This is a genomic window from Nocardia sp. NPDC052254 (assembly GCF_040679495.1).
Taxonomy (GTDB): Bacteria; Actinomycetota; Actinomycetes; order Mycobacteriales; family Mycobacteriaceae; genus Nocardia.
On record NZ_JBFAUW010000003.1, the window covers coordinates 47,203 to 62,052 of the forward strand.

9 protein-coding genes are annotated in these 14,850 nt (G+C 69.0%); 7 read left to right on the forward strand and 2 right to left on the reverse strand.

The window, feature by feature from the left end; all coding sequences use genetic code 11:
- Positions 1–2: 2 nt before the first annotated feature.
- On the reverse strand, positions 3–1,577 hold the full coding sequence (locus AB0L57_RS09475; RefSeq protein ID WP_364959456.1) for a glycerol-3-phosphate dehydrogenase/oxidase: 1,575 nt from the start codon (positions 1,575–1,577) through the stop codon (positions 3–5).
- Positions 1,578–1,597: 20 nt separating this feature from the next.
- Positions 1,598–2,203 carry a TetR/AcrR family transcriptional regulator gene (locus AB0L57_RS09480; RefSeq protein ID WP_364959457.1) on the reverse strand — a complete coding sequence of 202 codons (606 nt, stop codon included), beginning with the start codon at positions 2,201–2,203 and terminating at the stop codon, positions 1,598–1,600.
- A 138-nt stretch (positions 2,204–2,341) separates the two neighbouring features.
- Here AB0L57_RS09480 and AB0L57_RS09485 point away from each other — a divergent pair, with 138 nt between their 5' ends.
- The 7 genes from AB0L57_RS09485 (at position 2,342) to AB0L57_RS09515 (ending at position 14,609) form a co-directional block, all read left to right on the forward strand.
- Positions 2,342–3,919 carry an FAD-binding oxidoreductase gene (locus tag AB0L57_RS09485; protein WP_364959459.1) on the forward strand — a complete coding sequence of 526 codons (1,578 nt, stop codon included), beginning with the start codon at positions 2,342–2,344 and terminating at the stop codon, positions 3,917–3,919.
- Complete coding sequence (locus AB0L57_RS09490; RefSeq protein ID WP_364959461.1) at positions 3,916–4,872, forward strand: YegS/Rv2252/BmrU family lipid kinase; 957 nt, start codon at positions 3,916–3,918, stop codon at positions 4,870–4,872. Before AB0L57_RS09485 ends, AB0L57_RS09490 begins: the two co-directional genes overlap by 4 nt.
- Before the next feature lie 272 nt (positions 4,873–5,144).
- Complete coding sequence (locus AB0L57_RS09495) at positions 5,145–7,916, forward strand: valine--tRNA ligase (protein ID WP_364959462.1); 2,772 nt, start codon at positions 5,145–5,147, stop codon at positions 7,914–7,916.
- A gap of 50 nt (positions 7,917–7,966) precedes the next feature.
- Entirely contained in the window at positions 7,967–9,352 is a 1,386-nt protein-coding gene (locus AB0L57_RS09500; protein WP_364960528.1) for a folylpolyglutamate synthase/dihydrofolate synthase family protein, read from the forward strand.
- 210 nt (positions 9,353–9,562) lie between these two features.
- Positions 9,563–10,000, forward strand: a complete 438-nt coding sequence (locus tag AB0L57_RS09505; protein WP_364959464.1) for a DUF4233 domain-containing protein — start codon at positions 9,563–9,565, stop codon at positions 9,998–10,000.
- Positions 10,001–10,045: 45 nt separating this feature from the next.
- Positions 10,046–10,453, forward strand: coding sequence for a nucleoside-diphosphate kinase (gene ndk, locus AB0L57_RS09510; RefSeq protein WP_364959466.1), 408 nt, complete (start codon positions 10,046–10,048; stop codon positions 10,451–10,453).
- An 805-nt stretch (positions 10,454–11,258) separates the two neighbouring features.
- Positions 11,259–14,609 (forward strand): translation initiation factor IF-2 N-terminal domain-containing protein, encoded by a 3,351-nt coding sequence (locus AB0L57_RS09515; RefSeq protein WP_364960530.1) that lies wholly within the window; start codon positions 11,259–11,261, stop codon positions 14,607–14,609.
- Positions 14,610–14,850 lie beyond the last annotated feature (241 nt).

Consider the following 14,850-nt stretch of genomic DNA (forward strand, 5'->3'; position numbering starts at 1 on the left):
GATCAGGCGCGGGCGGCCACGAGTGCCGCGCGGGCGGCCGGTGCGGCGGCCTCCCGGTCGCCTGCCACCAGCCCGATCCGGGTTCGGCGGTCGAGCAGGTCGCTCTCGTCGAGTGCGCCTTCGTGGGTGAGCGCATAGGCGAATTCGGCGCGTAGTACGTCGATGCCCGGGGCGACCGGCTCGGCCAGGGCGGGGTCGCGCCGGGCGGCGGCCGCCACGTGCGCGGCCTGGTCGCCATATCGCTCGACCAGGATCGGCGCGGCGGCGATCGCATCGCGTGCTCGGCCGGATACCGCTCCCACCAATGGAATTCGCCGGGTGCGGCAGGGGCCGGCGGTCAATCCGGCGGTGTCGACCGCGGTGTCGACCGCGTCCTCGGCCATCTGCCGATAGGTCGTGAGCTTGCCGCCGACGATCGTGATCGGCCCACCGGGCGAGCGCAGCACGGCATGTTCGCGTGAGATGTCGGAGGTGGCGTCGTCAGCGGTGCGCAGCAACGGTCGAAGACCGGCGAAAGCGCCGCGGACATCGCTGCGCCGCAACGGTTCCCGCAGCACCGAATTGACCGTGTCGAGGAGGAACTCGATCTCGGATTCGGTGGGCTGTGGTTCGTCGGGGACCGGGCCGGGTGCGTCCTCATCGGTCAGCCCCACATAGACGCGGCCGTGCGCGGCCGGGAACGCGAAGACGAAACGGCTGGTGCTGCCAGGAATCGGCACGGTCAACGAGGCGTCGAGCCCATCGAAGTCGGCGGCGTCGAACACCAGGTGAGTACCCCGGCTGGGCCGTAGTTCGATACCGGGATCGACGCGATCGGCCCACACGCCTGCGGCGTTGATCACCGAACGTGCTCGCACGGTGAGGGTTTCGCCGGTGAGCGTGTCGTGCAGGACGGCCGAATCGGCGCTCACCTGTTCGGCGCGTACCCGGGTCAGCACGGTGGCGCCGTGTGCCGCGGCGGTGCGGGCGATCGTCACCACCAGGCGGGCGTCGTCGACCAGCTGCCCGTCCCAGGCGACCATGCCGCCGCGTAACCCCGCGCGGCGCAGGGTGGGCGCCAGGCGCAACGCTTCGGCGGTGGCCACCCGGCGGGAACGCGGCAGGACCCGCGCCGAGGTTCCGGCGGTGCGCCGCAACACATCTCCGGCCAGGAAGCCGGCGCGTACCAGTAGCCGCTGTGGCAGGCCGCTGCCATCGAAGGTGGGAACGAGCTGTGGGATCGCCCGGGTGAGATGGGGAGCGATGGTGGTGAGCAGCGCGTCACGTTCGACAGCGCTCTCATGGGCGATACCGACCCCGCCCGAGGCCAGATACCGCAGCCCGCCGTGTACGAGTTTCGAACTCCACCGGCTGGTGCCGAACGCCAAGTCGTTCGCCTCCACCAGAACCGTGCGCAACCCGCGCGTGGCGGCATCCAGCGCCACTCCCGTTCCGGTGACGCCGCCGCCGATGACCAGGACATCGATCCGGTCGCCATCGCCGAGCGCCTGGAGTTCGCGGCCGCGACGAGCGGCGTTGAGCGCGGAATCTCCGGGTGCCGGGCCGGTCCCCGGACTGCTCTCGTCGAGCATTCGCATGCCTCGCTTCCTCTTTCGGCCTACGTGCAATCGGGCCGCAGATAACGGTCGACGACGCGGGCGAGCTCGACATCGAGTCCCATGTCGTCGAGCAGGTGGCTGACGGTATTCGCCGACTGCACCGTCGACTGGCTGATCAGCAGCAGCATCGTGGCCAGCTGGTCGGGGTCGCCCGCCCGAATCGATCCATCGCGCTGTCCCTCGCGGATCACCGCGGAGAAGACCTCGATCAACTGCCGCTGGTTGCGTCCGAGCCGGCCGAACACGTAGGTCAGCATGAGGTCGGTGTCGATGCGGAAGATCTTGGCGAACAGGGGATTCGATCGGAGTTCGCCGGCGCCGGTGACGATTCCCTCGACCAGTCGCCCGCGCGCCGGGCCGTCGGCCGGCACGCTGGTCTCCACGATGCGCTGGAGTTCGCGCACCAAGAGCTCGGCGATCAGTGCCCTGGTGTCGGGCCAGCGGCGATACACGGTGGGCCGACTGACTCCGGCGCGGCGGGCCACCTCGCTGAGCGTGGTGCGGCGTACGCCGAACTCCTCGACGCAGTCACGGCCGGCGGCCAGGATCGCGAGGTCGATCGCGGGTAGCTCGGTATCGGGGGCGGTGGATTCGACTGGATTCATCGTGGACTCACTATCGGATCTGGCCATTACTGCTTGACACTCTATGTCAGACTGTAACTCATGGTCGATACGCGACGGGACATGTCCGCAGAGAACTCGGGTGCAGAAACGCCGGGCGAGTCGTCCGATCGTCCGAGTATGGTGTGGGACGCCTGGGGCATCGCCTCGGCACATGCGCCGCTCCCGGACCGGATTCGGACCTTGGTGGCGCAGGTTTTCTCGGTGTCGGGTGAACCGGTGGCTCGTCGTGATGAGGGCGATGTGCCACTGCGGGAATCCGAACTGACGGCCGCGCATCGGGCGGGGTTGTCCGCGGTGGTCGGTGCGGACCGGGTGTCGGTCGGCCACCGTGACCGGCTCCTGCACGCCGGGGGCAAGAGTACCCCCGACCTGCTGCGTCGCCGTGCCGACGGACCGCAGGACGCGCCCGACGCCGTGGTTTTCCCCGCCGATCACGACCAGGTCGCCGCGGTACTCGCCTATTGCTCCGAGGCGTCGATAGCGGTGGTGCCCTTCGGCGGTGGCACCAGCGTGGTGGGCGGACTCGACCCCGCGCGTGGCCGGTTCGGCACCGTGATCGCACTCGATCTGCAGCGGCTGGACGCACTCACCGATGTCGACCCGGTGAGCCGGACCGCGACCCTGGGCGCCGGGCTCACCGGTCCGCAAGCGGAGAAAGCCCTTGCGGCGCACGGATTGTCGCTCGGACACTTCCCGCAGAGTTTCGAGTTCGCCAGTATCGGCGGATTCGCGGCCACCCGTTCCTCGGGGCAGGCCTCGGCGGGATACGGCCGATTCGACGACATGATCATGCATCTGAAGGTGGCGACTCCCACGGGCACGGTCGATCTCGGCCGCGCGCCCGCCTCGGCCGCCGGACCCGATCTGCGCGAACTGTTCTCCGGTTCGGAGGGCACACTCGGCGTCATCACCGAGGTGACACTGCGGGTGCATCCGGTTCCGGCCGCGACGGCCTATCAGGCCTGGACTTTCCCGGATTTCGCCACCGGCGCCGACGCGCTGCGGACGGTGGTCCAGAACGGAGCCGCGCCGACGGTGCTGCGCCTGTCCGACGAGGCCGAGACCGGGCTGAACCTGGCGCGATCCGCGGATATCGGGGGTGCCCCGGTGGGCGGCTGCCTGGCCGTCACCACCTTCGAGGGGACCGCTGTGCATGTCGCCGCTCGCAGCGCGGAGGCCTTCGAACTGCTGGCCGCGGCCGGCGGCACCGCCCTGGGGGAACAGCCCGCGCGGGAATGGGAGCACGGCCGCTTCGCCGCGCCGTACCTGCGCGATGCGCTGCTCGATATCGGGGTGCTGTGCGAAACCCTGGAAACGGCGACCAACTGGTCGAATGTGGCGCACCTGAAGGCCGCGGTGACGACCGCGCTCACCGAGTCACTCGGCGCTCAGGGCACTCCGGCGCTGGTCATGTGTCATATCTCGCACACCTACAGCACCGGTGCGTCGCTGTATTTCACCGTCGTCGCCACACAGGCCGACGATCCGGCGCAGCAGTGGGCCCACGCCAAGCGTGCCGTCGGTGCCGCGATCGTCGCCAACGGCGGCACGATCACCCATCACCACGCGGTCGGCACGGACCACCGTCCGTGGATGACCGACGAAATCGGTGACCTCGGCGCGCGAATTCTGCGCGCGGTGAAGGATGCGGTGGACCCGGCGGGAATCCTCAATCCCGGCAAGCTGATTCCGTGAGCGTTCACTCGATCCGCACGGTAGCGCTGGTCACCAATCCGCATTCCGGGCACGGCCGCGGTCTGGCGGCCGCCGCGGCCGCCGCCGCCCGCTTCGCCGAGGGTGAGGTGCGGGTGCGTGAGATCCGCGGCGTGAGCGCGGCGGAAACCGTTCGCCTCGTGCGGGATTCGGTCCACGGCTCCGATCGGCCCGATGCCGTGGTCTGCGCCGGCGGCGACGGATTGGTCTGCGTCACCCTGCAGGCGATCGCCGGAACCGGGGTGCCGCTGGGACTGCTGCCCGGTGGTACCGGCAACGATCTGGCTCGTGAACTCGGTATTCCCGACGACGATCCGGTCGCGGCCGCCGATATCGTGCTCGCCGGCACGGTCCGCACGATCGATCTGGGCTCGGTCGAGGCCACGCCCGACCCCGAGAACCCGCACGGCTGGGGCGCCGGCCGGTCGATGCGTTTCGCGACCATCGCCGGGACCGGATTCGATGCGCGGGTCACCCTGCGCGCCAATCGCATGCGCCGGCCCAAGGGATCGCTGCGCTATTCCTTCGCGGCCGTGCCGGAGCTCCTGGGCCGGCTCGGCGTGCCGTATCGCATCGAATTGTCCGATGATCCCGGCGGATCCGGCGGCCGGGTGTTCGAGACCGAGGCGGTGATGGTGGCGGTCGGCAACACCCGCACCTATGGCGGCGGGATGCTGATCTGCCCCGACGCCGTCGTCGACGACGGGTTGCTCGATCTCACCGTGGTCGGCGCCATGTCGCGGATCGAGATGGTCCGGATGCTGCCGGCACTGGCGGCCGGTAAGCGCATCGACCACCCGGCGGTGGGCCATCACCGGGCGAGCGCCATCACACTCACCGCGGCGGTCCCGGCGACCGCGGACGGTGATCCGGCCGGGCGGCTGCCGGCCACCTTCCGCAGCGAACCGGGCGCGCTCGCGGTGCTGGTGCCCTGATCGCCGCGGGCCAGAGCGGGCACGCTCCGGTGCGCAAAGCTCGAATCTGCGAGCTTGCTGAGAGGCAAACCCTCACCTGCGCAACGGATTCGGGCAAAAGCTGAGAATTGCCTTTGGAATCGTGTATCACGCCGGGATCGGCGGTAGTCTCGAAGACGTGGGCAGGGTTTTCGGTGTCCCTCATCCGCCGAAAGCCCGGCCCTACTTCTTTGTCCGCGCCGGGTGAGCAGGGCCGCGTCGAGGCCTGCCATCCAACTCCGTAGAATCGCACGGTGACCAGCGCAGCCCCTGATAACTCGCGAAATCGTGCCGACGCCCTCCCCAAGAGCTGGAACCCCAGCGATGTAGAGGCTGACATGTACGAGCGCTGGGTAGCGGCCGGTTACTTCACCGCCGACCCGGCCGCTGTGTCCGATGCCGCCGTCCGCGGGCCCTCCGTGGTTACGCAGGCTGCCTCCTCCGGGCCTGACGCTACCGGCGGAAAGCCGCCCTACTCGATCGTGCTGCCCCCGCCCAACGTCACCGGCAATCTGCACATGGGCCACGCCTTCGACCACACCCTGATGGACCTGCTCACCCGCCGCAAGCGCATGCAGGGCTACGAGGTGCTGTGGCTGCCCGGCATGGACCACGCCGGTATCGCGACCCAGAACGTGGTGGAGAAGCAGCTCGCCGCCGACGGCAAGACCAAAGAGGACTTCGGCCGCGAACTGTTCGTCGACAAGGTCTGGGACTGGAAGCGCGAATCCGGTGGTGCCATCCAGGGGCAGATGCGCCGGCTCGGTGACGGCGTGGACTGGAGCCGCGACCGCTTCACCATGGACGAGGGCCTGTCCCGCGCCGTGCAGACCATCTTCAAGCGCCTCTACGACGCGGGGCTGATCTACCGCGCCGAGCGGCTGGTGAACTGGTCGCCCACACTCGAGACCGCGATCTCCGACGTCGAGGTGAAGTACGAGGATGTGGAGGGCGAGCTCGTCTCGCTGCGGTACGGCTCGTTGAACGACGACGAACCGCATGTGGTCGTGGCGACCACCCGGGTCGAGACCATGCTGGGTGACACCGCGGTCGCGGTACATCCCGACGACGAGCGCTACCGCGCGCTGATCGGCACCACGGTCCATCACCCCATCACCGGTCGCCAGATCCCGATCGTGGCCGACGACTACGTGGATCCCGAATTCGGTTCCGGCGCAGTCAAGATCACGCCCGCGCACGATCCCAACGACTTCGAACTCGGCCTGCGGCACAACCTGCCGATGCCGACGATCATGGACAAGACCGGCAAGATCGCCGATTCCGGAACGGAATTCGACGGGATGGACCGCTTCGAGGCGCGGATCAAGATTCGCGAACGCCTGGCCGCAGAGGGCCGCATCGTCGCCGAGAAGCGTCCGTACGTGCACAGCGTCGGTCACTCGGAGCGCTCCGGCGAGCCGATCGAGCCGCGGCTGTCCATGCAGTGGTGGGTGAAGGTCGATTCGCTGGCCAAGGCCGCCGGTGACGCGGTGCGTGGCGGCGCGGTGCAGATCTACCCGGCCTCCCAGGAACCGCGCTGGTTCGATTGGGTCGACAACATGCACGACTGGTGCATCTCCCGGCAGCTGTGGTGGGGACATCGCATTCCGATCTGGTACGGACCCGACGGCGAGACCGTGTGCGTCGGCCCGGACGAGCAGGCGCCCGAGGGCTGGGTGCAGGACCCCGACGTCCTCGACACCTGGTTCTCCTCGGGCCTGTGGCCGTTCTCCACCATGGGCTGGCCGGACGCCACCCCGGAGCTGGCCAAGTTCTATCCGACCAGTGTGCTGGTCACCGGTTACGACATCCTGTTCTTCTGGGTCGCCCGGATGATGATGTTCGGCATGTTCGTCTCCGACGATCCGGTCATCGCCGCGGGCAAGGACCCCGAGCAGCGACAGGTTCCGTTCGCAGATGTGTTCCTGCACGGCCTCATTCGCGACGAATTCGGCCGCAAATACTCCAAGTCCAAGGGCATCGGCGTCGACCCGCTGCTGTGGATCGACGAATACGGCGCCGACGCAACACGATTCACCCTCGCTCGCGGTGCGCAGCCCGGTAGCGACCTGTCGGTGGGGCCGCCGCACGTGCAGGCGTCGCGCAATTTCGTCACCAAACTGTTCAACGCCACCAAGTTCGCGCTGATGAACGGGGCGGAGCCGGGCGAGCTGCCGGAGCGGGCCACCCTCACCGATACCGACCGGTGGATTCTGGACCGGCTCGACGAGGTCCGCGCCGAAGTGGACTCCTCGTTCGATCGCTACGAATTCGGCAAGGCATGTGAGGCGCTGTACCACTTCGCCTGGGACGAACTGTGTGACTGGTACCTGGAACTCGCCAAGGTGCAGTTCGCGGAGTCCGAGCAGCGGGCCGCGAGTACTCGGATCGTGCTCGGCACCGTGCTGGATTCGGTTCTGCGCCTGCTGCATCCGGCCATCCCGTTCGTCACCGAATCGCTGTGGCAGGTGCTCACCGCCGGTGAGGCGGGTGCGTCACTGGTGATCGCGCCCTGGCCGCAGGCCTCCGGAGTCGTGACCGATACCGTTGCCGCACAGCGCATCACGGATCTGCAGAAGCTGGTCACCGAGATCCGCCGCTTCCGCAGCGATCAGGGGCTGACCGACAAGCAGAAGGTCGCCGCCACCCTGTCCGGTATCGAGGCCGCCGATCTCACCGGGCAACTCGGTGAGATCGCCAGCCTGGCCCGGCTCACCGAAGCCGGAGCCGATTTCGCGGCCACCGCCGCGGTGGAGGTGCGGCTGTCCGGCGCCACCGTCACGGTCGAACTCGACACCTCCGGCACGGTCGATCTGGAGGCCGAACGCCGCCGGCTGGAGAAGGACCTGGCCGTCGCGCAGAAGGATCTCGCTGCCACCACCGCCAAACTCGGCAACGAGGACTTCCTGGCCAAGGCACCCGAGAACGTGGTCGCCAAGATCCGCACCCGCCGTGAGGTCGCCGAATCCGAAGTGGCGCGCATCGGTGCGCGGCTGGCGCAGATCGCGGGACCGGGGGCGAAGTGAGCGGCGACGACGCGCTGGGCACCGGCCCGTCGCCGGTGGATCTGGCCGAAATGGCGCTGGTCGAGGCCGAACTCGACCAGCGCTGGGGTGAGACGAAGATCGAGCCGTCGCTCACCCGGATCGCGACGCTGATGGATCTGCTCGGCTCGCCGCAGCAGAGTTATCCGGCGATCCACATCGCCGGGACCAACGGCAAGACCTCGGTGACCCGCATGGTCGATGCGCTGCTCACCGCGCTGCATCGGCGGACCGGGCGGTTCACCAGCCCGCATCTGCAGCTCGCAACCGAACGCATCGCGGTCGACAACGCACCCATCACGCCCGGGCGTTATGTGGAGCTCTACCGCGAGCTGTTGCCGTACGTCGAGATGGTCGATGCGAAATCGCTCGACGGCGCGCTCGGCACCCCTGGACCCCGGATGAGCAAATTCGAGGTGCTGGTCGCCATGGCCTATGCCGCCTTCGCCGAGGCGCCGGTCGACGTGGCCGTCGTCGAAACCGGCATGGGCGGCACCTGGGACGCGACGAATGTGATCGACGGCCAGGTCGCGGTGATCACGCCGATCGGGCTGGACCACACCGACTATCTCGGCCCGGACCTGACATCGATCGCGGGGGAGAAGGCCGGGATCATCAAGTCCTCGCCGCAGGATCTGCTGATCCCGCGCGACACCGTCGCCATCCTCGCCGAACAGGAACCCGAGGCGATGGAGGTGCTGCTGCGCCGCACGGTCGACGCCGATGCCGCGGTCGCTCGCGCCGGCTCCGAATTCCGGTTGCTGTCGCGTCGCATCGCCATCGGCGGGCAGGTCCTCGAGATCCAAGGACTCGGCGGGGTCTACGACGAGATCTTCCTGCCGCTGCACGGCGAACATCAGGCGCACAATGCGACGCTGGCCCTGGCCGCGGTCGAGGCGTTCTTCGGTGCGGGCGCGCAGAAGCAACTCGACATCGAGGCGGTGCGAGCGGGATTCGCGGCCGCGGTCAGCCCCGGGCGGATGGAGCGAATGCGCAACGCGCCCACCATCTTCATCGACGCCGCGCACAATCCTGCCGGTGCCCGGGCGCTCGCCGACACCCTGACCGGCGAGTTCGACTTCCGCAAATTGGTAGGCGTGGTGGCCGTCCTGTCCGACAAGGACGCGGACGGGATCCTGACGGCACTCGAGCCGGTCCTCGACGAGATCGTTGTGACCACCAACGGCTCGCCCCGGGCCCTCGACGTGGACGAACTCGCCGACCTGGCCGTCCAGCGATTCGGCGACGAGCGGGTCGTCACCGCGGCCAGTCTCACCGACGCGCTCGAAACCGCCACCGCGATCGCCGAGGAGGCCGGCGACTCCGGCGAGCCCGTCTCGGGCGCGGGCATCGTGGTCACCGGTTCGGTCGTCACCGCGGGCCAGGCGCGCTCGCTGTTCGGGAAGGGCCCCGCGTGAGCACGGGGGCCGGAGGCGGTAGCTTGCGTAACCACGCAGGCCCTGGCGAACGCGGTATCGGGTACAGCGTGAGCACGGGGGCCGGAGGCGGTAGCTTGCGTAACCACGCAGGCCCTGGCGAACGCGGCATCGGGTACAGCGTGAGCACGGGGGCCGGAGGCGGTGGCTTGCATGGGCGCGGGGCGAGCATCATGGGTTCTAGGAGGCATCGTGGCTAGCGAGGACGAGACTCGCGACAGCGAGAACAGCGCACCGGCCGGCGTACCCGCGCCCGCGACCGATCCGTGGAAGGGGTTCCGCGGCGTGATGGCCGGATCCCTCATCTTGGAGGCCATCGCCGTTCTGCTGGCGCTGCCGGTGGTGGGTGCCGTCGGTGGCGGGCTGAGCTGGTGGTCGGTGACCTATCTGGTCGGTCTCGCGGTACTGATGTTCGTCGGATCCGGGATGCAGCGGCGATCGTGGGCGGTGCCGTTCAATCTCGGCCTTCAGGTCCTGGTGCTGGTGGGCGGATTCATTCACCTGTCGATCCTGATCATCGGTGTCGTCTTCCTCGCCGTCTGGATCTTCATCCTGTTCCTGCGCTCCGATGTCAAACGCCGCATGGACCAGGGATTACTGCCCAGTCAGCGGATCCAGGGCTCATCCTGACCGCTCGGTTCGGAATACCGCCCGGCCGCCGGTTAGAGTGTCGCCGTGACTGAGCAGACGTTGGTTCTCATCAAGCCGGACGGCGTGGCCCGTGGCCTGGTCGGTGAGATCATCACCCGCATCGAACGCAAAGGCCTCAAGATCGCGGCCCTCAAGCTCGAGCAGGTCTCCGAAGAACTCGCCGCCGCCCACTACGCCGAACACGACGGCAAGCCGTTCTACGGCTCGCTGATCGAATTCATCACCTCCGGCCCTGTCGTGGCGGCCATCCTCGAGGGCCCGCGTGCCATCGCGGCGTTCCGGCAGATCGCCGGTGGCACCGACCCCGTCGAGAAGGCCGTCCCCGGCAGCATCCGCGGTGACTACGCACTGGAAACCCAGTTCAACCTCGTTCATGGCTCCGACTCCCCGGAAAGCGCCAAGCGCGAAATCGCGCTCTGGTTCAGTGTGTGATTGCTTCGCTCCGCTCGGCGGGTTCGCGGCCCCCTGTGGCTCGGCGATGAGGTGCCGCGGCTTGCTCCTTCGTCGTCGCCTGTGCCACGGCACCTCATCGCCGAGCCGGCCGCGAACCGGTCGCTCGTAAGACTCGCTCCGGCCGAGAGCGGATGTCGCGGTGTGGGGTCTTCCGTCCCAGGTGAGGGATTGCTCACCCCGCGAGTGCCGTGGCCGGCGCGGAGCCGTGCTGGCGGCGCGAGACCGCCGACGGCTCGGATGTCAACGGACGCGGCGTGATGCGGGAAGATGTCGTGCCGGGTTACCCGGAGAAATACCTACTCAGATGTAGAAATACGGCGTTCGGCAGGGCGCGGAATCGGTGCGTAGGAGCGCCGATGGCGAACCTGTGGCGCCGGGTATGGGATACTGACAACGGATGTGATCGACGCCTACCCATCGCGGCAGGTGGCGAGAGCAACCGAATGGCACCGCGGCTCGACGCCGATCATCGCTGCCCCGGACGGTTACAAGACTCGGCTGTTCGGCGGCACGCTGGATGAGCGCTCGAGTTCCGGTGTGAAGCCAGCAGCCAGGCGCCGCGTGACCAGTTAGCCCGAAAACGACGTACGACAGGTGATAACCGGGCACGCGGGGCGAGACCATCAGACTTGCGCCCTCCGGGTGCGAGGCGAGGAAAGCGCCCCCGCGTCGGCCGCGTCACTCTCGTACGAGTGGGACGCGCCCGGGGGCCCGAGGAGATTTCGTGGCCGATCAAGAGCCGCAGGGAACGTCGCAAACCAATGGTGAATCCACCCCCGCCGGGGTGGCCGGGGGAGGGGAGGCAGCGCAGTTGCCGGAACGAATCCGGGTACACGCGCTGGCGAAACTTCTGGGTACCACCAGCAAACGTATCCTTGCTCACCTGACCGAACTGGGTGCCGAAGCACGTAGCGCCCAATCCAGCCTGGACCGGACCGTCGCCGAATCGGTGCGCGACGCCCTGGTCCCACCACCCGCCGAGACCGTGGCCGAGCCGGCCGCGAGCGAATCATCGGCAGCCGATTCCGCGGCGGTATCCCCCGGGAGCGCCGAGCCGGCGACTTCCGGCGATATCGCGGCGGAGTCCGTCGAATCGACACCCGAGCCCGCCGCGGAGCCGGTGACTCCCGTGGTCGCCGAGCCCGAGGTGCCGACGTCCGCGGGGGCGTCCGCGCCCACCGCGCCCGCGACCGGCGCATCCAACGGCGTCGCAGCGACCGCCGAGCCGTCGGCTCCCGAGCCCGCGGCACCGCACACGTCGCTGTTCACCAGTCCGTTCCAGCGCTCGACGCCGCCGCCCGAGCAGCCGGTGGTCTTCGAGGCCCCCGCCCTCGCGGCCGCCCCGCTGTTCCTGCCACCGGATGCCGCCGCCGCCGAGGAGATGCGGCGCAAGCGGCGGGCCGAACGCGAGGCCGCCGAGCAGGAAGCCGCCGAGCGGAAGGCTGCCGAGCAGAAGGCAGCTGAACACAAGGCATCTGAACACAAGGCCGCTGAGCAGAAGGCAGCCGAGCACAAGGCCACCGAGCACAAGGCCGGGACCGCGCCCGCGGAGACCGGCGCCGAGCAGTCGCAGGCCACTACCGAGTCCGACACCGAATCCGGCTCCGATTGGGATGAGGATCAGTCTCGCGACGAGCAGGAGGACGGCGGCCGCTCCCGTCGACGCCGCCGGGGCCGTCGTGGTCGCGGCCGGGGCCGGGGTGAGCAGCACGCCGATCAGGACTCCGATGACGAGTCCGACGACGAGGACACCGACGCGCAGGACGGCACCGGCGAATCCGCCGACGAGAGCCACACCGAGGCCGAGGACACCGACGACGATTCGTCGTCGTCGGACGGATCGACCCGCCGTCGCCGTCGCCGGCGTCGCCGCAAGAGCGGTGAGGACAACGAGTCCGAGTCCACCGCCGACGACGATCCGCCGAATACCGTCGTGCACGAGCGCGAACCGCGCAACAAGCGCCGCGCCGTCGATGAGGTGCAGGGCATCAGCGGCTCCACCCGGCTCGAGGCCAAGCGGCAGCGTCGGCGTGACGGTCGTGAGGCCGGCCGTCGCCGCCCGCCGATCCTGACCGAGTCGGAATTCCTGGCCCGTCGCGAGGCCGTGGACCGGGTCATGGTGGTCCGGGAGAAGTCGTTCCCGGTCACCGCGGATCACACCCATGCCGGCGCCACCACTCAGGTCGCGGTGCTCGAGGACAACATCCTCGTCGAGCATTTCGTGACCAACACCGGTACGGCGTCCATGGTCGGCAATGTGTATCTGGGCAAGGTGCAGAATGTGCTGCCCAGCATGGAAGCGGCGTTCGTCGACATCGGCCGCGGCCGCAACGGTGTGCTCTACGCCGGTGAGGTGAACTGGGAGGCCGCCGGGCTGGGCGGCCGCGAGCGCAAGATCGAACAGGCGCTCAAACCCGGCGACACCGTGCTGGTGCAGGTCAGTAAGGACCCGGTCGGGCACAAGGGTGCCCGGCTGACCACGCAGATCAGCCTCGCGGGCCGCTTCCTGGTCTACGTCCCCGGCGGGACCTCGACCGGAATCAGCCGCAAACTGCCCGATACCGAACGCAAGCGGCTCAAGGAGATCCTGCGCGATATCGTCCCGCAGGACGCCGGGGTGATCATCCGCACCGCGTCCGAGGGGGTGAGCGAGAACGAACTCGCCCGCGACGTGGAGCGGCTGCAGGCCACCTGGAAGACCATCGAGAAGCAGGCCGAGAACGGGTCCGGTGCGCCCAAGACCCTGTACGAGGAGCCCGACCTGCTGGTCAAGGTCGTTCGCGATCTGTTCAACGAGGACTTCTCGAAGCTGGTCATCGAGGGTGATCGAGCCTGGACGACGGTGGAGAACTACGTTCGCACGGTCGCGCCGGACATGCTGTCGCGGGTGGAGCGCTACGAGAACACCGGTGTGGACGTTTTCGGCAGCCTGCGCATCGACGAACAGCTCGCCAAGGCGCTCGACCGCAAGGTGTGGTTGCCCTCGGGCGGCACCCTGGTCATCGACCGCACCGAGGCGATGACGGTGATCGACGTCAACACCGGCAAGTTCACCGGCTCCGGTGGTAGCAACCTGGAGGAGACGGTCACCCGCAACAACCTCGAGGCCGCCGAGGAGATCGTGCGGCAGATGCGGTTGCGCGACATCGGCGGCATGATCGTCGTCGACTTCATCGACATGGTGCTCGAGTCCAATCGGGATCTGGTCCTGCGTCGGCTCACCGAGAGTCTGGGACGCGACCGCACCCGCCATCAGGTGTCGGAGGTGACCTCACTCGGCCTGGTGCAGATGACCCGCAAGAAGCTGGGCACCGGCCTGGTCGAGGCGTTCTCCACCACCTGTGAGCATTGCCACGGTCGCGGCATCATCGTGCACAACTACCCGGTCGAGACGGCGCCTGCCGAGGAGAGCGGTTCGGGTCGTCGCGAGGGCCGCCGTCGGCGCAAGGACAAGGACCGCGACAAAGACAAGCCGCAGCAGCCCGCGGCGGCACCGGCACCCGTCGCCGAGGAAGATTCGCACCACGAGGAGGAGGCCGCTGCCAAGCGTGCCCATCCGGTGGCGCTGGCCATGGCGTCGCACCACTCCGATGACGCGTCCGCCGAGGGGGTGGCCGTCGCCGATGCCGAGGGTGTCGCCGCGGCAGCCGGTGAGCCGACGCCCGCTACGGCCGCGGTGTCGTCCGACGCCACCGAATCCGCCACCGCCGAGTTCGACCGGCCGGTGTCCGGGGCGGAGGAGCCGGGCACGGCACGGTCGAAGAGGCCGGAGCGGAACGGGACGCGCGACCGGCGTGGCGGGGAATCCCGCCGCCGGGCCGACCGGCCCAGCGAGGCGCCGGTATCGGTCGAGGAGTCCGGAACTTCCACGCCCGCGGCCGCCGAGACCGGCACCACGGTCACCCCGGAGCCGGAGACCTCGAGCCCCCGGCGTGGACGCCGCCGGGTGGCCCGCACGACCACGGCCGTGTCCAGCGATAATCAGGCCTCGGTCTTCGTCCTCTCCGAGAGTGAGCAAGGCGACACCCCGAAGTTCAGCCTGGACAACATCGCCGCCCCCGAGGTGACTCCGCGCCCCCGCACCCGCCGCCGGACGGCGGGCCGGGCAGCAGGAGCTCCCGAGGCGCCGAACTGATCCGGAGCCGACCGAGTTAGCGGTGAATGCCCCGCCCCGAACAGGGGCGGGGCATTCCCACGCCACAGCCGTCTCGGTCCGGTGACCGGATGACGCGGGGCGAACGGCTGGAGTTTCATCAGCCGATGTTCCCGCAGTTCACCAGCCGCTGGTGAGTATTCGACCGCTCCTGGTGGGACGCGGTGCACCTGCCCTCGCGGGCCGGATCACCCCCGCGGACCGAGGCGGAGGCCACCGGTGG